The sequence below is a fragment of the Rhizobium aethiopicum genome (assembly GCF_014197535.1).
Taxonomy (GTDB): Bacteria; Pseudomonadota; Alphaproteobacteria; order Rhizobiales; family Rhizobiaceae; genus Rhizobium; species Rhizobium aethiopicum_A.
The window spans coordinates 111,387-134,617 of the sequence record NZ_JACIFV010000015.1 but is presented as its reverse complement, the minus strand read 5'-3'; the positions used below and the strand labels follow the sequence as shown (position 1 = coordinate 134,617).

General features: G+C 60.8%; 21 protein-coding genes and 1 pseudogene. 15 read left to right on the top strand and 7 right to left on the bottom strand.

The window, feature by feature from the left end:
* Window positions 1–81: 81 nt before the first annotated feature.
* The gene (locus GGD53_RS19995; RefSeq protein WP_184458612.1) at window positions 82–1,104 is read right to left on the bottom strand and encodes an extracellular solute-binding protein; all 1,023 of its coding nucleotides are present in this window, start codon (window positions 1,102–1,104) and stop codon (window positions 82–84) included.
* Window positions 1,105–1,319: 215 nt separating this feature from the next.
* Between GGD53_RS19995 and GGD53_RS19990 the strand changes: the two genes are divergently transcribed.
* Together GGD53_RS19990 and GGD53_RS19985 are read left to right on the top strand one after the other, a co-directional pair.
* The gene (locus GGD53_RS19990; protein WP_184458611.1) at window positions 1,320–2,060 is read left to right on the top strand and encodes a response regulator; all 741 of its coding nucleotides are present in this window, start codon (window positions 1,320–1,322) and stop codon (window positions 2,058–2,060) included.
* The gene (locus GGD53_RS19985) at window positions 2,057–4,150 is read left to right on the top strand and encodes an ATP-binding protein (RefSeq protein WP_184458624.1); all 2,094 of its coding nucleotides are present in this window, start codon (window positions 2,057–2,059) and stop codon (window positions 4,148–4,150) included. The genes GGD53_RS19990 and GGD53_RS19985 overlap by 4 nt, the downstream gene beginning before the upstream one ends.
* A 198-nt stretch (window positions 4,151–4,348) precedes the next feature.
* On the opposite strand, the gene GGD53_RS19980 is transcribed toward GGD53_RS19985, so the two are convergent.
* Together GGD53_RS19980 and GGD53_RS32295 are read right to left on the bottom strand one after the other, a co-directional pair.
* Window positions 4,349–4,573, bottom strand: a complete 225-nt coding sequence (locus GGD53_RS19980) for a hypothetical protein (RefSeq protein WP_064695708.1) — start codon at window positions 4,571–4,573, stop codon at window positions 4,349–4,351.
* A gap of 246 nt (window positions 4,574–4,819) precedes the next feature.
* Window positions 4,820–4,966: pseudogene (locus GGD53_RS32295) on the bottom strand (pirin family protein); the annotation flags it as partial.
* Window positions 4,967–5,101: 135 nt separating this feature from the next.
* On the opposite strand from GGD53_RS32295, the gene GGD53_RS19975 reads away from it, so the two are divergent.
* The gene (locus tag GGD53_RS19975) at window positions 5,102–5,587 is read left to right on the top strand and encodes a DMT family transporter (protein WP_184458610.1); all 486 of its coding nucleotides are present in this window, start codon (window positions 5,102–5,104) and stop codon (window positions 5,585–5,587) included.
* The gene (locus tag GGD53_RS19970; RefSeq protein WP_184458609.1) at window positions 5,584–6,024 is read left to right on the top strand and encodes a DMT family transporter; all 441 of its coding nucleotides are present in this window, start codon (window positions 5,584–5,586) and stop codon (window positions 6,022–6,024) included. Before GGD53_RS19975 ends, GGD53_RS19970 begins: the two co-directional genes overlap by 4 nt.
* Window positions 6,025–6,077: 53 nt before the next feature.
* Here GGD53_RS19970 and yghX read toward each other — a convergent pair whose 3' ends face one another.
* Entirely contained in the window at window positions 6,078–6,965 is an 888-nt protein-coding gene (yghX, locus tag GGD53_RS19965) for a YghX family hydrolase (RefSeq protein ID WP_184458608.1), read from the bottom strand.
* A 330-nt stretch (window positions 6,966–7,295) separates the two neighbouring features.
* Between yghX and GGD53_RS19960 the strand changes: the two genes are divergently transcribed.
* The 6 genes from GGD53_RS19960 (at window position 7,296) to GGD53_RS19935 (ending at window position 15,086) form a co-directional block, all read left to right on the top strand.
* On the top strand, window positions 7,296–8,453 hold the full coding sequence (locus GGD53_RS19960; protein WP_184458607.1) for a Gfo/Idh/MocA family protein: 1,158 nt from the start codon (window positions 7,296–7,298) through the stop codon (window positions 8,451–8,453).
* A 13-nt stretch (window positions 8,454–8,466) separates the two neighbouring features.
* A complete protein-coding gene (locus GGD53_RS19955) occupies window positions 8,467–9,351 on the top strand; it encodes a carbohydrate ABC transporter permease (RefSeq protein ID WP_011428222.1) in 885 nt (294 codons plus the stop codon).
* Window positions 9,348–10,205, top strand: coding sequence for a carbohydrate ABC transporter permease (locus GGD53_RS19950; RefSeq protein WP_064837045.1), 858 nt, complete (start codon window positions 9,348–9,350; stop codon window positions 10,203–10,205). Before GGD53_RS19955 ends, GGD53_RS19950 begins: the two co-directional genes overlap by 4 nt.
* A gap of 73 nt (window positions 10,206–10,278) precedes the next feature.
* Window positions 10,279–11,484 carry an ABC transporter substrate-binding protein gene (locus tag GGD53_RS19945; protein ID WP_184458623.1) on the top strand — a complete coding sequence of 402 codons (1,206 nt, stop codon included), beginning with the start codon at window positions 10,279–10,281 and terminating at the stop codon, window positions 11,482–11,484.
* A 95-nt stretch (window positions 11,485–11,579) separates the two neighbouring features.
* A complete protein-coding gene (locus tag GGD53_RS19940) occupies window positions 11,580–12,713 on the top strand; it encodes an ABC transporter ATP-binding protein (RefSeq protein ID WP_184458606.1) in 1,134 nt (377 codons plus the stop codon).
* A gap of 249 nt (window positions 12,714–12,962) precedes the next feature.
* Window positions 12,963–15,086: a hypothetical protein gene (locus tag GGD53_RS19935; protein ID WP_184458605.1), complete on the top strand. Its 2,124-nt coding sequence runs from the start codon at window positions 12,963–12,965 to the stop codon at window positions 15,084–15,086.
* 307 nt (window positions 15,087–15,393) lie between these two features.
* Here the strand turns inward: GGD53_RS19935 and GGD53_RS19930 are convergent, their stop codons facing one another.
* The 3 genes from GGD53_RS19930 to GGD53_RS19920 are packed head-to-tail and all read right to left on the bottom strand — an operon-like array spanning window position 15,394 to window position 18,483.
* Window positions 15,394–16,494, bottom strand: coding sequence for a D-TA family PLP-dependent enzyme (locus GGD53_RS19930; protein ID WP_184458604.1), 1,101 nt, complete (start codon window positions 16,492–16,494; stop codon window positions 15,394–15,396).
* A complete protein-coding gene (locus GGD53_RS19925) occupies window positions 16,495–17,970 on the bottom strand; it encodes a M81 family metallopeptidase (protein WP_184458603.1) in 1,476 nt (491 codons plus the stop codon).
* A gap of 30 nt (window positions 17,971–18,000) precedes the next feature.
* Window positions 18,001–18,483, bottom strand: coding sequence for a hypothetical protein (locus GGD53_RS19920; protein WP_184458602.1), 483 nt, complete (start codon window positions 18,481–18,483; stop codon window positions 18,001–18,003).
* Between the two features lie 110 nt (window positions 18,484–18,593).
* Between GGD53_RS19920 and GGD53_RS19915 the strand changes: the two genes are divergently transcribed.
* The 5 genes from GGD53_RS19915 to GGD53_RS19895 all read left to right on the top strand — a co-directional run bounded on the left by GGD53_RS19915 (window position 18,594) and on the right by GGD53_RS19895 (window position 23,229).
* Window positions 18,594–18,980: a RidA family protein gene (locus GGD53_RS19915; RefSeq protein WP_184458601.1), complete on the top strand. Its 387-nt coding sequence runs from the start codon at window positions 18,594–18,596 to the stop codon at window positions 18,978–18,980.
* A gap of 22 nt (window positions 18,981–19,002) precedes the next feature.
* Window positions 19,003–19,866, top strand: a complete 864-nt coding sequence (locus GGD53_RS19910) for a MurR/RpiR family transcriptional regulator (protein ID WP_184458600.1) — start codon at window positions 19,003–19,005, stop codon at window positions 19,864–19,866.
* 25 nt (window positions 19,867–19,891) lie between these two features.
* On the top strand, window positions 19,892–20,668 hold the full coding sequence (locus tag GGD53_RS19905) for an SDR family oxidoreductase (protein WP_184458599.1): 777 nt from the start codon (window positions 19,892–19,894) through the stop codon (window positions 20,666–20,668).
* 63 nt (window positions 20,669–20,731) lie between these two features.
* Window positions 20,732–21,955, top strand: coding sequence for an MFS transporter (locus GGD53_RS19900; protein ID WP_184458598.1), 1,224 nt, complete (start codon window positions 20,732–20,734; stop codon window positions 21,953–21,955).
* A 71-nt stretch (window positions 21,956–22,026) separates the two neighbouring features.
* Window positions 22,027–23,229, top strand: a complete 1,203-nt coding sequence (locus GGD53_RS19895; protein ID WP_184458597.1) for an ROK family transcriptional regulator — start codon at window positions 22,027–22,029, stop codon at window positions 23,227–23,229.
* Window positions 23,230–23,231 lie beyond the last annotated feature (2 nt).

The window sequence follows — 23,231 nt, the reverse complement described above, 5'->3', positions numbered from 1 at the left end:
TGAACAAGACACAGCGGGGCCGTCGGCCTGCCCGCGGCGGCGCGTTCACGATGTCGCATTGCGGTTTGTCTAATTGCTCGATCAGTTCGTTGCGGCGATTTCGGCATCGAACCTGCGGAGCAGTCGACTTCGTTCTTCCGGCGAACCGAAGGTGGCGAAGTCATAGTCGACCATCTTGATCATCGAAATGTCAGGCGCTGCGATCGGCAGGCTGGATTTCGCGTTGGATGGCACCTGGTTCTGGCCGGACGCCGCTCCCGTACCCTGTCCTTCAGGGCTCAGTGCGAAGTCGACGAAGCGCTTTGCTTCTTCGATGTTCTTCGCACCCTTGATGATGCTCACGGCACCGATCTCATAGCCGGTGCCTTCGCAGGGCGCGACGATCACAAGCGGAAAGCCTGCTTGCTTCTGCGTGACGGCGTCATGCATGAAGGAAATGCCAATCAGCGTTTCTCCGCGCGCCGCCGCCTTGATAGGCGCGGATCCGGCGGGGGTGTAACGCTCGATATTGCGGTTGAGCGCTGCGAGATAGCGGAAGGCCTCGTCCTCGCCGAAGAGTTGAACCAATGTCGCAAGCGTCGTGAAGGCAGTGCCGGAAGAATTCGGATTGCCGCTCTGGATGCGGCCGCGATAGGCGGGATCCGTCAGGTCCTTCCAGCAGGTCGGCGCCGGCAGCTTCAGCTCGCGTAAGAGATCGGCATTGTAGGCAAAGCCGAGCGCCCCGGCATAGATACCGGCCGAGCGGCCGCCGGACATGGCGAAAAAATTCTGCGCCCAGGGCAGCATGTCGCGCTCATGGGCAGGCTGGTAGGGTTCGAGGAGATTTTCAGAACCGGCCTGCAGATGGGTGTCGCCCGTGCCGCCCCACCATACGTCGACGGTCGGTGCTGCTTTCTCGGCGCGGATCTGATTGAGGATATCGCCGGTGCTCTTGCGGGTCACCGAGATTTCGTGCCCGCTCTTTGCCTCATAGGCCGTCTTCATCGCAGCGCACCACATCTCGTCCACACCGCACAAAACGGTGAGTGACGGGGCAGCCATGCCGGTGCCGGTGCTCGCCAGCCACAAAGCCGCGACCGCGGTGAAAGCGGTGATGCCTCTCACGATTCCCTCCCATCGGACCCTGCGTCCCAATCTCCGCAATCAGGATGTCACATCTGCTGCCTTGCGCAATCGAAGAATGGTTACGGTTCTTACAGCTTTGCCGGCGGCGAACCCTCAAAAATGACAAAGGTTACAAATGTGACAAAGCGCATAACACGAGCCCGCTTTGAAGATCGTGACAGCCCTGCCTATAATGGATGCGGGAGGACGTGCATGTGTTGAATGAGAGGATCAGCATTCTGATCGTCGAGGACGATCCGGACATGGCGGAGCTGATCTCCGACCTCGTGGAGGCGGAGGGCTGGATGCCTCTCACCGCACCGTCGGCGGAGGAAGCAGCAATCGTGCTTTCGCGCGAAACCGTGCATCTCGTGCTCGTCGACCATAACCTGCCCGGCACTTCCGGCCGCACCTTCGCGCAGCGCCTGCGCGCTCAGACCAATATTGGCATCGTCATGGTGACGGCTGCCGGCAGCGCCGTGGACCGGGTGCTCGGCCTTGAAACGGCGGCGGACGACTATGTCGTCAAACCTTTCGAGCCGATCGAATTGACGGCCCGCATCAAGGCCGTACTGCGCCGGACCATCCCTTCACTGAAGCCGGAGCGCGAAAGCGAGCGAGAGCACGAACCCGCATCCCTTAGACTCGGCGATTGGTCAGTGGATCTCAAGAGCCGCCGCGCCACCTGCCGCACTGACCCAGCCAAGTCGCTGACGAGCGCCGAATTCGCGCTGCTCGAAATCCTTGCTGAAACCCCCAACACACCCGTCAGCCGCGCCCAGATCCTCGACCGGCTGGGCGCAGAGAGCGAGCGCTATATCGACCGCAATGTCGACGTGCTCGTGCTGCGCCTGCGTCGCAAGATCGAGCGTAATCCAGACCTTCCGCGCCATATCAAAACGCGCCGCGGCAAGGGCTATGTTCTCGACACTGACGAGGGCGAGATCGCATGGTGATCAGCCGTCCGTTCCTATCCTCCATCGCCTTTCGCCTGCCCTTCGCCATTGTTTTTATCTGCGTGCTCGTCTTCAGCCTCGCAACGATCGCCATCTACGGCTTGCAGCGGGCGCGCCAAGAGATGGCCGCCTATGGCTTGCAGGCGTTTTCGAGTCTTGCCAAGGCTTCGCTGGTCTCGCGGCAGGTTTCCGATCTCGTCTCCAGCGCACCCTTCCTGATGAATGCGACCTCGCCCTATCGGGTGTCCAGCGAAAGCCGCTCGGTCGTCGTGCAGGTCGATGCATTGCTGCGCGCCATGCAACCTGAAAACGACGAGGCTGCCGCGAATAGCTTTACCGGCAGCCGCATCGTCGATCTGCTGGAAACGATCCGAACGCAGACGACGGCGCTTGCAGGCGACGCGGAATCCGCCCAGCAGCACAAGGCCGAGGCTGCCGCAGCGCTTGGCGAAATTGCGACCGGCAGCGGCATCGCCGATGCCGATCTCCGCAGTCGGCTGAATGCCATCGTGCAATCCGCCTCCAACTCGGACAGCCTCTTCCAGCTCGGCGAATTGCGGCGGCGCTACGTGTCCGAGACCGCGCCGCGCCTCGAACGCGCCGCGCCGGACATCCGGATCGGCGCCGCCGAACTTGCCCCATACGAACGGGTCTTCGAGGCGCAGACGCGTTATCTCCTCGAAATGTTCGCCATCCGCGCTGCCGTCTCGCGCCTGCATAGTGTTTCCCGCGATCTGTCGCACGCGACTGAAACCCAAAGTGAGGCCGTCGCCCGCGGCCTCAGCGACGACCTCGTCTCGACCTCCGATGCCTTGAGCCGCATCCTCGTCATCGTCGCCGTCGCCTCGCTGCTGGTGCTGGCGATGGCCGTGGTCTCGATCCGCTCGGTCATGCGTGTCTCACGCGGCATCGTAGCGCTTTCGAACGGCATGAATGCATTGGCAGAAGGGCGCAAGGACGTTGACGCGCCGCGCTATGACGGCACGGAAACCGAGCTGGTGCGCCTGCTCGAAGCGTTCCGTGCATTCCGGGAAAGCGTCGAACGCGTCACGCGGCTACGGCGCACTGCGGAGGCCGCCGCCCGCACCATCCGCTCCACTTTCCGCAGCATGAACGAGGGCATTGCGCTGTTCGATCCGCGCGGCCGGCCGATCACCATGAACCGCCGCGTCATCGAGTTGGTCGGCTGGTCTGGTTCGGCCAGGAAATTGCCGCTTCGCAATTTCGTGACGCCGCTGCCAGAGATCGATCCGGCACTCCTGCCGGCCGAGAACGACGCCGGTCTGCTCTCCGACAGGTCCGTACTGCGCCACCGCTCTGACGCTGGGCGGGTGACGGAAGTGTCGATATCGCGCCAACCGGATGGCGGCATCGTGTTGCTGGCGCGCGATATCACTGACATGGACCGGCAGGAGGCGGAGGCAGCAAAGATCCAACGGCTCGACGGCATCATGCGCATGACCCACCAGGTGAGCCACGAGGTAGGCAACATGATCGGCATCATCACAGGCAGCCTCGGCCTGCTGGAGCGCGAAACCGGATTCAACGACCGGCAGAAGCGGCACCTCGCTCGCATCCGAAAGGCGGCCGACCGCGGCAGGTCGCTGGCCGGGAGCATGCTTTCCATCGGCAGCCAGCAGCCGATCCGTCCAGGACCGGTGGAGATCGGCGCTGTTCTGCGCGGCATGGCCGACGTGCTGGAAATAGCCATTGGCGAAACATGCCGGCTTGCCTTCAATATTGCCGACGACCTGCCCACAGTGGTCATTGATACAGCGCTCTTCGAACAATCGATCCTCAATCTCTGCCTCAACGCCGCTGCAGCCATGCCGGCTGGCGGAACGATCCTCATCCGCTGTTCCAGCAGCGAGGCGGGCGTCAGCGTCAGCGTTACGGACAACGGTATCGGAATGACACCAGAGGCCGTTGACAAAGCCTTTGAACCCTATTTCACAACCCGCGAAGCGGAAGGTGGCGCAGGTCTTGGCCTGGCCGTGGTTTATGGCTTCGTTCGCCAGAGCGGCGGCGACGCTCGCATTGCCTCGGCGCCGGGCAAAGGAACGGTCGTTGAACTATTGTTCCCGGCGTGAATTGCTCTCTACGCCAGCTTGTGAGGAATCGAGATGACTACTGCATTAGGACGATCCTCGACGGCGGGACCGGGCATACGGGCATGCCATTGGTCGGATCGCACACGACCGGATTGATCGCCCACCCAAGATCAGATCGGCAAAGCCCCCGCCGCGATCTTGAGACACTTAGCCGCCCTCGTCGATTTTTCCTCGAATTTACTGGCCGGACCGTTCGTCGAGGATGGACAGCGCGTCCTGCAGTCTGAGTGCCGCCAGCGCTTCCGTTGCCTCGTCCGGAGACCATCCTGCTTCGAGTGCTGCAGAAAGAACCAGCGATTCCGTTTGAAGTTCGAGCTTCTCATACAGCGGCTCGATGGCTTCGCGCGCGGTGACGACGTGCTGATCGGGCGGAGTAATGGGCGTCGCGGCAACCGTAGGCATGATGCTCCTCCTTTTAAACGCTAAGGTTCGAAACCCAATTGCAGGCATGCTTGTTCCGTTCATATCGCATTTTAGCCGGATCACGGATGACGGAAACTGTTCCGAAACTCTGGACGATCGCAACTTCGCCCGTACTCAACATCTGCGGGCTCACGGCGAAACCTTCGCCGGATGTGAACGAACGGACAGGCTACCGCACAATTGCCGAAAGCGGAAGCGACTTGCGGTAATCATAGAGCGGTTCCGCTATGAAGAACGCCGCCACATCCGGCGAAATTTCCTCCATTTCAGAAAAGCACGCATGACGATGGCCGGCGGTATCTTCTTATGATCGCCGACGCTCCCCGACCTGACGATCGGTGCGTTTGCATCGAGGAGAAACGCGATCAACGTGGCTGGATCCTTAGGATCGCGTCCTCCGTGCCTGCCAGGCTATGACGACACCGCGTCTTGCTGAAGATGCCGATGAATGGCCTTAGTGGCAATTTGAAAACATTAGCCGCAATCGATTCGCTGACGGGATCTGCAATGACCATCGACGCCGCACGAAATCCGCATCCGATCTACTTTGCCGGCGCTTTCGCCACGGGTGGGCTCCTAACTTTCATGGTGCACCTCAATGGCGAGCTGGCACGCTACGGGAATCCGCTGTTCTCCTCTTGGACCGCTCACGGCACCGGCATCATCGCCGCCGTCATACTTCTCCTGCTGGTTCACCGGCGGCGAATGCCAAGGCAGGAAAAGACCTTGAAGGCGCCCTTATGGGCCTATTTCGGCGGCATATCAGGCGCGGCAACGGTCATGCTGACCTCGACCGCGGTCAACTCACCGCTCGGGCTCTCCGGCACCTTGGCTCTCGGCCTGGCAGGCCAGGTCGTCTTCAGCGTCGCGGCCGACAGTTGGGGACTGTTCGGCATGCGCAAGCGGCACCCCGATGCACGCGACATCGCGGCACTCGGCCTCGTCGTTGCGGGGGCGGCGCTGATCATATTGTTCGGGCGAGGTGCGGCGTGACGCTCTTCATTCTGCTTGCTTGCCTCGGCGGCGTGCTCGTCGGCCTCAGCCGTCAGCTCAATGGGCGGTTAAGCATCTCGACGAGTCCGCTGATCGCATCCTTCTGGAATCACGCCGTGGGTTTTGTCGTCCTCACCTGCCTTGGTCTCTTCGTCGGAAGCCTGCTTCCCGCAGGCGCCGCCGCGGCGCCCTGGTATGCCTATCTGGGTGGTCCGCTCGGCGTCGTCTTCGTGGCCGCCGGCAGTTGGGCAATTGCGCGGATCGGCGCGATCAATTCGGCTCTGCTGATCATCGGCGGGCAGATGGTAACCGGGGTGGCGTTTGATTATATCAGCGGCGTCCCGGGTTCACTCTGGGCGAACGCCGGCGGTATTGTTCTCATCGTCGGCGGAATGATCATCAGTCGGGAACGGCGCAAGGTCGACCGTTCGCAGTAGCCGGGCACGACCTGTCCAAGCTGGCGGGGGTGGCTCCCCGCCGCCACGGCCTTTCAAGCGAGATATTTGCTGAACCAGTCGATCGTTCGCTGCCAGGCGAGCTTGGCTGCCGCCTCGTCGTAACGCGGCGTGGTGTCATTATGGAAGCCGTGATTGACGTCGGGGTAGATATAGGCCTCGTATGTCTTGCCGGCCGCTTTCAACGCGGCTTCATAGGCCGGCCAGCCTTCGTTGATCCCCTTGTCCAGCCCGGCATAGTGGAGAAGCAACGGCGCCTTGATCTTCGGCACGTCCTCGGCGCGCGGCTGCCGGCCGTAGAAAGGCACGGCCGCGGCCAGTTCCGGATAAGCGACAGCCGCGGCGTTGGCGACACCGCCGCCGTAGCAGAAGCCTGTTATACCGACCTTACCGGTGGTCAGATCACCCTTCATCAGGAATTCGACCGCCGCGAAAAAGTCATTCATCAGCTTTTCCGGATCGACCTTCTGCTGGAGCTCCCGCCCCTTCTCGTCATTGCCGGGATAGCCGCCGACCGACGTCAGCCCATCCGGCGCTAATGCGATGAAGCCGGCCTTTGCCACGCGCCGCGCCACATCCTCGATATAGGGGTTCAGGCCCCTGTTCTCGTGAACGACGACCACGCCCGCGACCTTGCCGGCGGCCTTTGCGGGACGCGCGAGATAGCCGCGGACATCTCCATTTCCTTTCGGCGAGGGATAGGTGATGTATTCGGCGGAGATATCCGGATCGGTGGCCTCGACCTGGGTCGCCAGCGCATAATTCGGGCTCAGCGACGCCAGAATGGCGGCTGCGGTCACGCCGCCGACAGCGAATTTGCCGGCGCGGTCGAGAAACTCGCGCTTGGTAATCTTTCCATGCGCGTAATAATCGTAGAGTTCGAGCAGTTCCTGTGGGAAATCCTTGGCTGTCATGCGGGTCATGATGGCTCCTCCTGGCCTCGGGTTCTCGCCCATCCTACACACGCAAGCGCGCTCGACTTTTCAACATTTCGCGAGTTTTGCGTGAGCTTGCCGGCGAAGTTGCCGCTAGTTGCCATCAAGCCTGTTTTCTGCGCGCCGGGCTTCAAACACGCGCCTGCTCCATTCCGCTGCCTGGGCATTCTCGCCACTGACGGCGCTTATCGAAAGCCGCCTCCCGAATTATGAAAATTAATTTCATGCTCACGTCTCGTGGCCCGTTTTCTATTGACGCCTCCCGATTTTTGTCCCAACTTAAAGAAAATAAATTACTTAATCGGGAACTTGATCGGCATGAAAGTGGGCATCATCGGGCTCGGATTCCGGCTCGGCTACCTCGGCTACGTCTTCAAAGCGATCGATAGCAGCTTCGACATCGTCGGTTACGTCGATCCCGACCCTGCGGGACTGCCGGGTTTGACGGAAAAGGGCATTTCCGCCGGCAAGGTCTACGGCTCGCCGGAGGAGCTCCTCGCCTCCGAAAAGCTTGATCTGCTGATGATCGGCTCCCCCAATCACATGCATCTCGACCATATCAAGCTCGGGCTGCAAGCCGGTCTCAAGGTCTTCTGCGAAAAGCCGATCGTCACGACGATCGCGGAAAGCATCGAGCTTGCCCATCTGATGGCGAAGTTCGGCCACGAGCGGCTGATGGTCGGTCTGGTGCTGCGATATTCTCCTCTTTACAAGGATCTCCGCGCCATCCAGGCCGAGGGCAAGCTTGGCCAGATCGTCTCGATCGAGGCGTCCGAACATATCGAGCCCTATCACGGCGCCTTCTTCATGCGCGACTGGCGCCGCTACGAGCGTTATTCCGGCAGCTTCATGCTGGAGAAATGCTGCCACGACCTCGACCTTTATAATGGCGTCGTCGGCGCGCGGCCGGAACGGGTCGCCAGTTTCGGCGGCCGCAAGAGCTTCACTCCGGCCAACGACCCAGCGCGCGAGGGCATCAACGACCTCGAGCTTTTCCACCGCAAGCCGAGTGGCTGGATGGGCTCCGACAAGGTCTTCGACAGCGACGCCGATATCATCGACTATCAGGTGGCGATCGTCGAATATGCCAATGGCGTCGGCATGAACTTCCATACCAATCTCAACGTACCCGACCAGTTCCGCCGTTTCGCCATCATGGGCTCGCGCGGCATGGCCGAGGGCGATTTCGTTCGCGGTTATCTGAACGTCCATGAACAGCTGACCGGCAACAAGGTGGTCGAGAACACCTATGCCGCCACCGAACTCTCTCAGCATTACGGCGCCGACGAACAGATGGCGAGCGACCTGCTCGAAAGCGTGCGCACCGGGCTCGAGCTTCCCGTCTCCACGCTGAATGCGCTCGAAGCCGGCATTCTGGCTCTCGCAATGGACGAAGCGAGGATGAAGAAATCGGTCGTCGACCTGCGTCCTGTCTGGGACCGCTTCGACGAGGCCCTCCACGCCAGAGCGGCTTGAGGAAGGCGGCAAGATGAGTGTTCAAAGAAGCGCCTTCATCTTCGCCTGGATCCTCCTCCTTCCGGCCGTTCTCTATGTTCTCGCCATCGTCGCTTATCCGCTCGTCGACACCTTCATTCTCTCCTTCACCGATGCGTCGCTGAAGAAGACCACCAATTGGGTCGGCTGGATCAATTACGAGAAGATCTTCAACGCCACTTTTGCCGAGGTCATCCTCCGCACCTTCGTCTGGACCTTCTTCTCCGTCGCTTTGAAAATGGTGATCGGCACCTTCGGCGCTTGCATGCTGAATGCCGCCGTGCCCGGCCGCTCGCTGTTCCGGCTTTTGACCATGCCGCCATGGATCGTGCCGATGGCGATCGGCATCTTCATGTGGGGCTGGATGTATAACGGCCAGTTCGGGATGATCTCGGGCCTGTTGCAGCGCTTCGGCCTCGTCGACGGCCCGGTCGCCTTCCTCGCCTATGGCAGCACCGCCTTCTGGGCGACGATCGTCACCGACGTGTGGATCGGCGTGCCGCTGGTGACGATCTACTTCCTGGCGGCAATCCAGTCGATCCCGAAGGATCTCTACGAAGCCGCCTGGACTGACGGCGCCGGCCGCTGGTACCGCTTCCGCCGCATTACCCTGCCGCTGATGGTGCCCGCCATCATCACCATGTCGATGCTGTCGCTGATCGCCACCTTCAACTCGTTCGACATCATCTGGATCCTGACCCAGGGCGGCCCGAGCGGCGAGACGACGACGATGATCATCGACACCTACCAGACGGCGATCGGCTCGAAGAAATACGGTGAAGGTGCAGCGCGCGCCGTCTTGATCTGCATCTTCCTGTCGCTCTTCTGCTTCGCCTATTTCCGCGTCACCCGCCGCCTCAACCCGGAGAAGCGCGCATGAGCAGTGCTGCCATGATCGACCGTTACCGCTGGTGGGAAATCATCCTGATCTATTGCGGCATCGCGGTGTTCCTGTTCTTCGTGCTGGCGCCCTTCGTCGAGGGCTTCCTGGTATCGCTGAAGCCGCTCGCCCAGCTTTTCTCCTCGCCCTATCGTTTCTGGCCGGAGAACGGCTCGTTCGAAGCCTACCGGACGATGTGGATCAGCGTGCCGGGCTTCGGGCGCTATATCTTCAACTCCTTCTTCATCTCGATCATCGTCACGCTGATCGTGCTCTGCCTCGTCATTCCGGCGTCTTATGCCTTCGCGAAGTTCGAATTCAAGGGCATGGGCATCCTGCTCGGCGCCTTCCTGACGGTGAACATGTTCTCCGGCGCCGTGCTGTTGATCCCGCTCTTCCGGCTGATGCGCAGCATGGGCGTGCTCAACACCTATCTCGCCATGATCGTGCCGGGTGTTGCCTTCCTGATCCCGTCGGCGATCTGGCTGCTGCGCACCTATATGATCCGCATTCCCCAGGAGCTCAACGAAGCCGCCTTCATGGATGGCGCCAGCCATTTCTACACGCTTCGCCGCGTCATCCTGCCCATTGCGATGCCGGGCATTATCGTCGTCGCCATAACCACCTTCATCGGCGCTTACGCCCAGCAATTCATCTTCGCGCTGACGTTCAACTCGAAGAGCGAATACATGCCCTTGCCGGTGGGGCTCTTTGCTTACTTCGGCAAGCAGGAGGTCATCTGGAACGAACTGATGGCGGCTTCCTTCGTCGGCATCGCGCCGGCGATGGTCGTCATCTTCTTCCTTCAGCGTTATCTCGTCGGCGGTCTGACCGCCGGTGCGGTGAAACAATAAGAGCAATAATCAGTGAACAGCTAACAACCACATTGGGAGTCACAACGTGAGCATAGCAATCAAGACAGGCCTTATGGCGCTCGCCCTGCTCGGTTCGACGGCATTGACCGCGGTCACTGCCCATGCGGCCGACAAGGAAATCAGCTGGATCTATTGCGGCGACACGATCGATCCGGTCCACACCAAATACATCAAGCAGTGGGAAGAAAAGAACGCGGGCTGGAAGGTCACGCCTGAGGTCGTCGGTTGGGCACAGTGCCAGGACAAGGCAACGACGCTTGCCGCCGCCGGCACGCCTGTTGCCATGGCCTATGTCGGCTCGCGTACGCTGAAGGAATTCGCCCAGAACGACCTCATCGTTCCGGTGCCGATGACCGACGAGGAGAAGAAGGCCTATTACCCCCATATCGTCGACACGGTAACCTTCGAGGGTAACCAGTGGGGCGTTCCGATCGCCTTCTCCACCAAGGCGCTCTACTGGAACAAGGATCTTTTCAAGCAGGCCGGTCTCGATCCCGAGAAGCCGCCGAAGACCTGGGCTGAAGAAATCGAGATGGCCAAGACCATCAAGGAAAAGACCGGCATTCCGGGCTTCGGTCTTTCCGCCAAGACCTTCGACAACACCATGCACCAGTTCATGCATTGGGTTTACACCAACAACGGTGCGGTGACCGACGCCGATGGCAAGATCACGCTCGATAGCCCGCAGATTCTCGCTGCGCTGAAGGCCTACAAGGATATCGTTCCCTACTCCGAGGAAGGCCCGACGGCCTATGAGCAGAACGAAGTCCGCGCCATCTTCCTTGACGGCAAGGTCGCGATGATCCAGGCAGGATCGGGCGCCGCCTCCCGCCTGAAGGAGACGAAGATCAACTGGGGCATCACGACGCTGCCGCTCGGTCCCGACGCCAAGGGCCCCGGCACGCTGCTGATCACCGACAGCCTGGCGATCTTCAAGGGATCCGGCGTCGAAGACAAGGCGACCGAATTCGCCAAGTTCATCACCTCGCCGGATGTTCAGTCGGAATACGAACTGCAGGGCGGCGCCGGCCTCACCCCGCTGCGGCCCTCGAAGAAGGTCGACGAGTTCGTCGCCAAGGACCCCTACTGGAAGCCGCTCATCGAAGGCATCGACTATGGTGGTCCGGAACCGCTCTTCACCGACTATAAGGGCTTCCAGAACTCGATGATCGAAATGATCCAGTCCGTCGTTACGGGCAAGGCCGAACCCGAGGCCGCGCTCAAGAAGGCGGCTGGCGAAATCGAAGCCTTCAAGTAAGCTTGCTTCAACGCCTTGGGATCGCGGAGGAGACAATCCGCGATCCCTCCCCTTATGATGAACATGCGACGAAGGCCGCCGGCGGAGACAGATTTTTGGGTCAGCTTCTTCTCAACAAAGTCCAGAAGTTCTATGGCGACTACGAGGTTCTGAAGGGCGTGCAGCTCGAGGTTCGGAATGGCGAGTTCGTCGTCTTCGTCGGTCCGTCCGGCTGCGGCAAGTCCACGCTCCTGCGGATGATCGCCGGCCTCGATGCGACGACGGCGGGCGACATCGTCATCGATGGCGTCAGGGTGAACGACCTGCCGCCGGTCAAGCGCGGCATCGCCATGGTGTTCCAGTCCTACGCGCTCTATCCGCATATGTCGGTCTTCGAGAACATCGCCTTCCCCCTTCGCGTCGAGAAAATGGAAGAGCAAAAGCTCAAGGCCAAGGTCGAAAATGCCGCCCGCATCCTGCATCTCGACCAGCGGCTGCAGCAGAAACCCGGCATGCTGTCCGGCGGCCAGCGCCAGCGTGTAGCGATCGGACGCGCCATCGTGCGCGAACCGAAGATTTTTCTGTTCGACGAGCCTCTATCCAACCTCGATGCCGCGCTGCGCGCCGATATGCGCATCGAGCTTGCCAAGCTGCACAGGGCGTTGAAGGCGACCATGATCTATGTAACGCACGACCAGGTCGAGGCCATGACGATGGCCGACCGCATCGTCGTGCTCGACGCCGGCAATATCTCGCAGACGGGCGCGCCGCTGGAACTTTATCACAAGCCCGCCAACCAATTCGTCGCCGGCTTCATCGGCAATCCGAAGATGAACTTCCTGCCGGTAATCTGCAAAGGCGTCAGCGCCGCTGGCGTCGAAGTGGATTACAAGGGGCAGACGGCCGTTTTGCCGGTGACGCCGCGCGACGGCATGGCCGGCAAGACCCTGACGCTCGGCATCCGCCCGGAGCATATCCAGCTCAACGGCGGCGACATCGTCTTCACCGTGACGCCGACGGTCATCGAGCGGCTTGGCGCCAATACCGTCGCTTACGCCTCGCTCAATGGCGAGGGAGAGAATTTCTGCGCCATGCTGCCTGGCAGTGTCGGCATTCGCCCCGACGCACCTGTGTCAACCGGCATCAATGCCGCCGATTGCCATCTCTTCGACGAGGCCGGCATTGCCTTCGAGCGGCGCGTGGAACTGACCGAAATCGATATGAACGTGATCAACCCGACGGCGGCTTGAGGCGACCGACTCGGTGTCGGCCATCTAAGGTTTGATCGCTTAAAGACTGCTTCGCCCCCTTTCGGACATTTGCGTTGTCCGAGATACTCTAAAGTCCGCCCGTCATCCGTCATCGTGCGACGCTGAGATAGGGAGCGGGACGAGGAACAAGGGTAGCATAGATAAATTAAGCCGCGGTACCTTGACGCGCGTAGTCGGTACTGGCCAATGATATGCGCAACATTCTTTTGGGGCATTGATCGAACGGCAATGACGCTTGATATCAGGGGCAGCATCAAGAACACGAAGCTCAGCTCGAACCCGTATGTCGTTTTTGAAGAGCTTCTTTCCAACGCGATAGATTCCTTCCTGATACGCAAGAACGCCGAGCCGTCTGTGGCGCAGTTGAAGGTGGTCATTAAAGTTGAGTTCCTGCGCGGGGATCTCCTCGGAGACCTTGAGGGGCTTGCCATCTCATGCACAGACAATGGTTGTGGCCTCGGCGATCCTCAGCTTCGGGCGTTCCTGACCAAGGATACCTCCTACAAGGACGATTTGGACATTCCCGGCATCGCCCAGTGCAAGGGCGCGGGCCGAATCCAGTTCTTCCACCATTTCGCCCAGCTATCGATTGACAGTAATTTCCGAGGCGAGGACGCCATTGTGCGTCGGCAAATGCAGTATGCCGAACCACAGAAGCAGATCGACTTCAGTGATTTCGCAGACAGCGTCGGCAATGAAACCGATATCGGTACAGAGATTCGGCTGAGCGAATTTAAGGACTTCGCGCGGACCCGGGTATTGCACGGGGAAGCGCCAAGCGCGCTATATTCCGCACATGCCCTGAAAAGGGAAATGCTGGTCGCATTTCTTCAGCGCTTGGTGGGACTTCAAACCCGCCTTGGCGACTTCGAGATCACCTTCACGTCACAGCGCTGGGATCAGGAGGAGGCGGAGACCGAGTACCTGCGCCGAATCAATCTGCCCGAGGTGACGGCGCAGCGATCTGTGGAGGTCGAGGAGCGGGACCCTCAAACCGGCAACGGCCTCAACACGTTCCAAACGTTCAACCTTTCGCACTACCGGCTCGATCCGAGCCAGTATGACCTTCCCAAGAACGCGATCGCACTGTGCGCAAAGTCATCGCCGGTCCGAGACATCACGGCGCATTATCTTCGCACCCGAGCCGAGCAGAATAATCCAGTCAGTGGTTTCCACCATATCGTGCTCGTGGAGAGCGCGTTTCTGGACAATCGAGTCAATGAGCAGCGAGACGACTTCGAGAACGTCCCGGCCGAGCTTCCCTCGGACATGTTTTCATCCGATCGAATTTCATACGCTGACATCCATGCAGCGATCGACCCGATAATCGAAGAGATGGTCGTGCCAGCGGACTGGAACAAGGAGGAGGTACTTAATGAAATCAGCGAGCAGTTCGGCTTGAACGAGGCGATGCTCGCCGACACTACGACTCGGATTCGGTATGGGGAGCCAGCTAAGGCGGTTGTTGAACGCGTCCTAAAAAAGTATCAAGAGCGTGTAATCGACGAAACGGCGGAGATTTTCTCACTCAAGGAAGAAATATTGAAGGCCGAGCCGGACTCGGAGGAGTTCAGAATCAAGGTTCACGAGCTATCTTGGAAGTATACGGCGTCGCTTAAGAATTTCGATATGGCGAACCTATCGCAGCTGATTGTTCGCCGAACAGCAATCGTGGAGATTCTGAGCCTCGCCTGCAAAAAGGAACTGTTGGTTCAGGCGGTGGAGAAAGGTGAACGGCGCAAGGATGAACGCATCATCCACAGCATCTTTTTCCCGATGCAAAAGGACAGCGCCGGTGTGTCTGATCACGATATCTGGTTATTGAGCGAGGAGTATCACTACTACGATTACATCTCATCGGATATGCCGTTGGCCAATATCACCTGGAATGGAGGCGAGAAAGTCTTCGATGAGGATATCGATGAGAGCTTCCAAGAGATTCTTGCCAAGCGCACCGACGACAACAGCAAGAAGCGCCCTGACATAGCACTGTTCAGTCAAGAAGGGTCGGCAATCATCGTTGAATTTAAGGCGCCGGGCGTCTCGATGGATGACCACATCGGTGATCTGACTGAATACGCACATCTGCTCGCTGCGAAATCTGGCGGGAAGCTAAAGCGTTTCTATTGCTACTTGATCGGCGACAGGTTGAACCCGCTGCGGATGGGGCCGGGCTGGACCCAATTTCCGGTCGGCCAAGGCTGGTTCCAATCGGGGGAGTTGCGTGACCCGGCGTCGCGGCAACAACTCGGCGAGACGTATTCGGAGATTTTGTTCTTTGATGACGTGGTCGATCGCGCGCGAAAGCGGATCGGCGTGTACAAAGACAAGTTGAACATCAGTTTTAGTTAGGGCTTGTAGGAAGCAGACGGGACATTTGCCACCACCGGCCTCAATCAGAGTTTCGCCGTATAACAATAAGCAGAACAATCACAAGTTGAGCGGTAGGTGAGGTTGACTGCCTGCGTTTTGTGACGGGGCTATCGCGGAGATCCGCTTGGAAGCGGCCTGTACACAAATGGCACAAAGAAATCGTTCGCCGCGCATACGTCTTGCGATATTAGCGACAACATGCTTGCTGTTACCGAGATCACAAGCAATCCACCGGTAGCCGCGCCTTCGGCGATCAGAGCCATCTCGCCTCGCCCGAAACCGGCCCCTACCAGACGAGGCCGCGGGCCGCGACCTCTTCGACGCGGGTGACGACGCCGCCCCGGTGAAACACCATCGTGTCGAACAGATTGGACACCACGCAGGTGTGGTTCGGGATGATGAAGAGCTTTTCGCCGATCTGCGGCCGGGGACCGGTGCAGTTCGACAGATCGATCACGCCGTGTTCTTCGGACAGGCTGGTGATGCGCGCCTGGGGATAACCGACGATCAGGCCGTAATCGCTGAAACCCTGAAGATCCGAGGTCAGCGCCTTTGAGCCGGCATCGATGACGGCGCGGTCGGCGTTCGGGCGGGAGACGACGGTCGCCAGCACATGCATGGCGCAATCGTCCTCGGTGCAATGGCCCATGCGCACCATCTGGCGGTCGTTATAGATATAGGTGCCGGCGCGGTGTTCCGTTGCCGAGGTGACGAGATGCGCCTCGAACAGGCTTGGCGTTCCGCCATTGCTGACGATGGCGCAGCTTATGCCTTCCGATTGCAGGCGGCTCACCGTTTCAGCGATGAAGGCTTCCACGGCGGCGGCCGATTGCGGCTTCGGATAGGTGACGATGCCGCCGAAGGTGAGGCCGTCGGCTGCGGCGATGCGTTTGGCGAGTGAGGCCGCCTCCTCCGGCGTCTGCACGCCGCAGCGGCCGGCGCCGGTGTCGCATTCCACCAGCACGGTCAGCGGCTTATGGCCGGAAAAATGTGCGGCGAGCCCGTCGACCGTCACTTCGCTGTCGGCGACGACCTTCAAGGCCGGAATTTTGTCGTTCAGCCTGGCCAGGCGCTCAAGTTTCTGCTGTCCGAGGATGTTGAAGGTGATCAGGATGTCGCCGAAGCCGGCTTCGGCGAAGACTTCAGCCTCGGTGACCTTCTGGCAGTTGATGCCCTTGGCGCCGGCGGCGACCTGCGCGACGGCGAGCGCCGGGATCTTGTGCGTCTTGATATGCGGGCGGAAGTTCAGCCCGTGCTGATCCATATAGGATTGAACGCGGGCGATGTTTGCAGCCAGCCGGTCTTCGTCGATGACAGGGCGCGGCGTCGAGAGATCGGCGATCCTGTCACCTGCCTTGGCAACGACGGCGAAGCTGGCATCAGGCATTTAGGCGGCTCCGCGTTCTGTCCCATGGGGATCGGCCACGATCGGCCAGATGGTTTTTGGCGCCCGCCGGTACGGCGTCGTCGCTGGATTATTGGGATAAGGCGTTCCGGCGGAGCAGTAAAGGATTTCCGCCGCAATCTTCGAGAAGGACGCGAAGAAGTGGTTGGTGGATTTGATCACCAGGATCTTCTGTTTTGTCGGGTCAATACCCATGACCGAAAACAGGCTCGGATCGAAGCTCTGGGCGCGCGTCGAATTGAGAATGATGTCGATACCGTTGAGCACGATATGGGCGGCATCGCCGAAGGGCGCCAGGCTCTCGCCGAACTGCATTTCGGCATTCCTGACCAGCTTGACGACCTTGACGGTGCCGTCGACGGGATTGCCGGTGCCGGGCGCTGACTTGGCGCCGAAGCGCAGCGGAATTTCCGCCCCCTCGCCTGCCGCAAAACAAATCTGGACGGCCATCGGATCCCAGATGGTGCCGATCGCCGCGCTCGTGACGCCGCGGGCCATGAGCTCTGCGAGAACGACAGTCGCATCTCCCGCGGTGCCGCCGCCCGGATTGTCCCAGACGTCGGCGATGACGACGGGCCATGCGGTCGCGGCCATCGCGCGCGCGACGGCCTGCCTCTCGTCGATCTGCGGAACCATGAAGGTGCCGCGCTTGGAAAAAAGCTCGAGGCCGAGTTCGCGCGCCAGCGCCGCGCCTTTTTCCGGTTTGTTGTCGGTCACGACAAGCAGCTTCGTTCCCATCTCTGGAACATCGCCGACCATGAAACCGTGGATCACCGAGATCGACAGGATCTCGGGATCATCCCGCTCGATCTGCATGATCTTGTCGACGAAGGAGCGCATCGGCTCGCGCGATGTCGGGAAGACGTCGATCATCCGGCAGTCGAACACCGACATGACGGGCTTGATCCGGCCTTCGAGCGTGTCCACCGCGATGCGCCAGAGGTCCTCGGCGCGGTCGACGAAATCCGTGTGCGGAAATTCCTTGAAATAGACGGCGAAATCGAGCGCCGCGACGCGTTTTGCGGTCAAATGGCTGTGCGGATCGAGCTCGGCGCAGATCAGCACATTGGGCCCGACGATCGCGCGCATGCGCTGGAGAAGATCGCCTTCGGTATCCTCATATCCGGCCGCCACCATGGCGCCGTGCAGGCCCATGACGACGGCATCGACCGGCATTGCGGCGGTCAGCTGGCCGAGGATTTCATCGCGCAGTTCCTCATAGGTGGTCCGGTTGACGAGACCGGCGGGGTCGGCCCAGGTGGCGGTTCCCTCGATCAGTTCCCAGCCCTTTTCTTTGGCGACGCATCTGCCGACGGTGATCGGCGCGGTGCAGAGCGTCGGCGTTTCGGGATGCTGGCCGGGCGGGGCATAAAGCGAGGCTTCGAAGGCGCGGCGATCCACGCAGATCGGGGAGAAGGTGTTGGTCTCGGTCGCCAGTGCTGCCGTGAATATGCGCAAGAAAGTGGCCTTCGTGTTGCAGGCCCCGCCTTACCCCATCGGGTTCGGCAGGTAGCCGGTGAAACCTGAGATCTTCCAGCGTCCCTGGTGAAGCCGGCAATAATAGAGCGTCTGCCATTGCAGGACGTCGCGGGTGCCGTCGGACTTGGTAATGCCGCCGTCGAATTTCTTGCGCACCAGCGCCGTGTCGCCTTCGATCTCGATATCTTCGAGCGTCGTCGTGGTGAAGATCGCGGTGCGCGCATCTTCGGCGAAACTCTGTTCGGCGAAATCCTTCGCCTGCCTCAGCCACTCCTGGCGGTAGGCTTTGAGCGTCGGGAAAGCCAGCCGCCATTTGTCGGGGTTGGTCTCCTTCCGGCCGTCGATGCCGATGAAGCCTTCTTCCACGAAGTCATGCTCGACCATCGACCAGTCGGCGGCCAGAAAGGCATCGATATCGCGGGAAACGAGCATCTCCCAGATGGCGCGGCGGGCGCTATCGGTCGGGAAAGGATTCTGGAAAGGATCGCGCATGGCTGCCCCGGATTGAAATTCTTTTCATAAAACGTGTTTTTCGCTGGTCAAATTCTGCTTTCTATGGTCATTTGTCAACTTATCAAGAAAATAATTTGCAAGGACTTTGAATGCCTATCAAGCGCTATGGCACTGTTCAAACCGGCGCCGGCGGCAAGGCGCTGCCTTTCGCGCGCGCCGTCGAAGCTGACGGGTGGCTCTATGTTTCCGGCCAGGTTGCGATGGAAGATGGCGAGATCATCGAGGGCAACATCATCGCCCAGACCCACAAGACGATCGCCAATGTTCTAGAGATCCTGGAAGAAGCCGGTTACGGCGTCGAGCATGTCGTACGCGTCGGCGTCTGGCTCGACGATCCGCGTGACTTCTGGACCTTCAACAAGATCTATCAGGAGTATTTCGGCGAACATCCGCCGGCGCGCGCCTGTGTGCAATCGTCGATGATGGTCGATTGCAAGGTTGAGATCGACTGCGTGGCCTATAAGAAGAAGGATTGACGGCGCCATCGGGGGGACGGGTTTGGATATTTTTTCGACATTGCAGGAAGACAAAGGCCGGCTTTCTCCCTCCGAAAGCCGCATCGCGGAGATCATCGTCAACGACTTCGAATTCGCTGTGAATGCCTCGATCATCGAACTGGCGGAGCGGGCCGAGGTGTCGCCGCCGACCGTCACCCGTTTTTGCCGCCGGCTCGGCTGCGAAAGCTTTTCCGATTTCAAGGTTCAGCTCGCCCGCACCGCCCATATCGGCGTACGTTATCTGAAACCGGAATCGAAGAGCACCGATCCGGCCGATGTCGCCCAGGATATCATCACCAAGGCGCAGAACGCGCTCTTCCTCCTGCACCGGTCGCTCGATCTTGCCGCGGTCGAGGCCGCCGTCTCGGATATCGCCAAGGCAGATATGATCTATGCCTTCGGCTCGGGCGGCAATTCGTCGATGATCGCGGACGAACTGCAGAACCGCCTCTTCCGTCTCGGCCTTCGCATCACCGCCAGTTCCGACCACAGCATGCAGCTGATGATGGCGGCGGCCGCCAAACCGGGCGACGTGCTGATCGGTTCGTCCTTCTCCGGGCGCAATATGGAGCTGGTGCGGGCCTTCGAGCTTGCCCGCGACACCAAGGTGAAGACGATCGCCCTGACGCAGACGAACAGCCCTGTCGCCAAGGCCGCCGAAATCGTCGTGCCGATCGATCTTCCGGAGGGCAACAATATCTATCGGCCGACCTCGACGCGCATCGCCTACATCGCCATGGTCGATATCCTGTCGAGCCTGGTCGCCTACGCCATTCAGCCGAAGGCGACGGTGACGCTGCGGCGCATCAAGCAGCAGCTCGTCCTCCACCGCGACGGCGACGACCGGCAATTGCTTGGAGACTGAAGCATATGAACGGGAGCGACAACAAATGAGCCAATCGATCGCCGTCGTGACGGGCGCTGCAGGCGATATCGGCGCGGCGATTGCCGCGCGGCTCGCCGAGGACCATGATGTCGTACTGCTTGCCGATATTGATGCGGCTGCCGCCACCGCGGTGGCTTCGAAGCTCGGCGCGGCGGAGCGTTTCGTTGCCGTCGGCTGCGATGTGACCAGCGAGGCGAGCATTGCCGAACTGGCAGAACGCGCTGCCGGCATCGGCGTTGTTCGAACCCTCGTCAACAATGCCGGCGCCGCCCGCGCCACCAGCCTGCACGATACGACGCCCGAGATCTGGCGGGCCGACAATGCGCTCAATCTCGAGGCGCCATTCTTATGTTTCCGCGCCTTCGAACCGATGCTGAAGGCCACGAAGGGTTCGGTCGTCAACATCGCCTCGGTCAACGGCCTGCATGTCTTCGGCCACCCGGCCTATAGCGCCGCCAAGGCTGGCCTTTTGCATTTCACCCGGCTGGTCGCCGTCGAATACGGCAAGTTCGGCATCCGCTCCAACGCCGTCGCCCCCGGCACGGTGAAGACGCAGGCCTGGGAAGCGCGCGCGAGCGCCAATCCCAACGTGTTCGAAGAAGCGCGCCGCTGGTATCCGCTGCAGCGCGTCGTCGATCCCAAGGACGTCGCCAATTCCGTGGGCTTCCTTGCCGGGCCGCTGGCAGCAGCGATAACAGGCGTCTGCCTGCCGGTGGATTGCGGCCTCACGGCCGGCCAGGCCGAGCTTGCGCGGACCTTCTCGCAATCGGAACATTACTGAAGATCTCCGCAGGACTTGCCCGCCGGCCGCTCTTGCCTCTTTCCCTTACGATTGATCGACCGCATGAGCCGCCTCTTTCCCGACGTCTTCCGTAATCCGGCGATCCGCGCCAGCATGATCGCCATTTTCACTTTCGGAATGGCTGGAGCGATGACGGCGCCCTATCGTTCGGTCGTCGGCATTCGCGAACTGGGGCTGAGCGACGGTCTTTATTCCGTCCTCACCTTTGCGTCGGCGGCGGTGAATGTCGTCGTCAGTGTCCTGCTCGGCAATCTCGCCGATCGGCTCGGCGAATACCGCTCGGCGATGATCGGCGCCTGCATCTTCGGCATCGTCGGTTACGGCATTGTCTACGCCTTTCCCACAGCGGCAATCTTCATCATCAGCGGATTGCTGCCGCTGCCGATCTACGGGGCGCTGAATTCGCTGCTGTTCGCCAATGCGCGTGCGGCAATGCAGGGCATGAACCGAAGCGACATGGTGACGGCCAATTCAGGCGTGCGCGCCATGATCTCGCTCTCCTGGGTGCTGATCCCCGGTATAACAGGCCTTGTGCTCTCGGGTGCATCGAGCATGCTGCCGGCCTATCTCTTCGCCGCCATCTCGTGCCTGATATGCCAGGGCATCATCGTCTTCGCCCTGCCGAAGCGGGCGGGAACGGAGATGGCCGCGACCCATCATCTCACCTACCTCGGCGCGCTTCGCCAGGTGGTTTCGCCGCGGATTTCGGCGCATGTCCTCGGGGTGGCACTCATCACCAGCACGCTCCATCTCAACGACGCCCTTTTGCCGCTGATCGCCACCGGGGCGGCACATGGCGCGCTCAGCGATGTCGGTATTCTCGTCGGCATCATCGCATTGCCGGAGGTCGTCTTCATCATCGTCTGGTCGCGCATTGCCCGCAAGACCGGCCAGATGACGGCGCTTGCCGCCGGCACCATCATCTATGCCGTGTTCCTCGGCCTTCTCGGTCTTTCCTCCGAGCCGTGGCACCTCTATGCGCTGACCTTGCTCGCCGGCATCGGCGCGGCGGCGATCATCAGCATTCCGATCACCTATCTGCAGGATCTGATCGCCGATCGACCGGGGCTCGGCAGCGCGCTGATCTCCGTCAACATCTTTGCCAGCGCCGGGATCGGCGCATTGGTCTTTGCCGCCGGCACGGCAATGGCCGGCTATTCCGGCACTGCCGTCCTCAGCGCCTTCACCGGCCTATCGGGGATTACGATCCTCGGCCTGCTACAGCGACGAAATGCCGTTGCGCCTGTCGACGCCGAGGTTCGATAAAGGCCAAAATCTGGCTTTCATCGGCGTCCGTCTTGTGACAAGGGTGATGCTTCACTTCCCTTGAAGGCGACATGAAGGCGATCTCCGGCACGAATCTCGAGCAGGCCAAGTCTCACAACCGGCGCGTGGTGATCGAGGCTATCCGCACCCACGGTTCGCTGTCGCGGGCTGCGATCGCCCGGATGACGGCGCTGACGCCGCAGACCGTCTCGAATATCGTCGAGGAGCTGGAGCGGTCGCACCTTCTCGTTGCGGCCGAGGCGCAGAAGCTGGCGCGAGGCCAGCCGATCATTCCCTACAGCATCAATCCGCAAGGAGCCTATTCGATCGGCCTGGAGCTTGGCCGCCGACGCGCCAGCGGTGTGCTGACCGACCTCGCGGGCGCCGTTTGCGCCCGCATCGAGCACCAGGTCGAACACCCCGATCCGGAAAGAGCGATGCCGGCTCTCCAGGCAATTGCCGAGGAACTTCAGCAGGGCTTCGCATTCGACAGGAGCAGGCTGCTCGGTGTCGGCATCGCCCTGCCCGGCCGCTACGCCGAAGGCGGCACCACGTCCCTCAGCCCGCACAGCCTGCCGGGCTGGCAGGATTTTCCGGTCGGGAATGCACTGGAACAACGGGTAGGAGTGCCGGTCCTGGTCGAGAACGATGCGACGGCGGCTGCGATCGGCGAGCGTCTTCACGGTGTCGCCCGCGGTCTGGCCAGCTTCGTCTATCTGTTTCTCGCCGGCGGCGGCGGCATCGGCGCCGGAATGTTTCTCGACGGCCATCTCTACAAGGGCAGCCGCAACAATGCCGGCGAGATCGGCCATATCATCGTCGAGCCGCATGGCAGGCTCTGCAGCTGCGGCAAGCGCGGCTGCCTGGATCGCTACATCTCGCCCTCGGTCGCCTACGAATTCATGGGTATCGTCAAGCCGGAGGAGCTTTCGCCCGACGATCTCGACGCCTTGATCGCCAGGGGCGGCGACGGTCTGGATGCCTGGCTCGATCAGGCCGTCCAGCCGCTGCGGCAGACAGTCGACTTTCTCGAGCTCGCCTTCGATCCGCAGACCATCGTGCTCGGCGGCAGCATCCCGACGTCACTGATGCGCCGGCTGGCCGAACGGCTGGAACCGCTGCACGATCCGCTCGATCCCGGCCTAAAGCGGACGTTGCCCCGCATCATGATCGGTATGACCGGCAAGGATACAGCGATCCTCGGCGCAGCCGCCCTGCCGATCTTTTCGGAAACCAATCCGCGCTTCGACGTCCTGCAAAAGCCGGTCGGCTGACA